This window comes from Salinimicrobium oceani (assembly GCF_012037645.1).
Genome location: NZ_JAAVJR010000573.1, coordinates 1 through 466, shown reverse-complemented (window position 1 = coordinate 466; position 466 = coordinate 1). Strand labels below are relative to the sequence as shown.

Here is a 466-nt window from a genome sequence, read left to right as displayed (position 1 = left end):
AGCCGAAGGGTTTTCCTGGATGAGATCTTTCCCAACGTTGACGTGGTGCAGGGGCAGTCGCAGGTGCTGTATACGCTGGACCTGGCTTACTATCCTAATATTCGGGGCCCATACAATTATAATCCTGCCGCGGCAGGAAGCAATACAATTCCAAATCCAGAAGAAAATTGGGCAGGTATAAGCCGGGCACTAAATTCGACGAATTTCGAACAGAGCAATGTGGAGTACATTGAATTCTGGTTAATGGATCCCTTTATTTATCCTGAAAATTCAGGAAATGAGGGTGGGAAACTGGTCTTTAACCTTGGGAACATTTCAGAAGATGTGGTCAAGGACGGCCGTAAACAATACGAGAACGGGCTTCCGGAAGATGGCGGTATACAAAATACTACTATGACTGAGTTCGGAAAAGTACCTTCCAATCAATCCCTTATTTACGCTTTTAATACTGAAGGGCAGGAGCGGC

1 protein-coding gene is annotated in these 466 nt (G+C 45.7%); it reads left to right on the top strand.

Annotated elements, in window-relative coordinates; all coding sequences use genetic code 11:
• Positions 1–466, top strand: a 466-nt coding sequence (gene sov / locus HC175_RS18310) for a T9SS outer membrane translocon Sov/SprA (RefSeq protein WP_168139672.1), incomplete at both ends; no start/stop codon positions are given.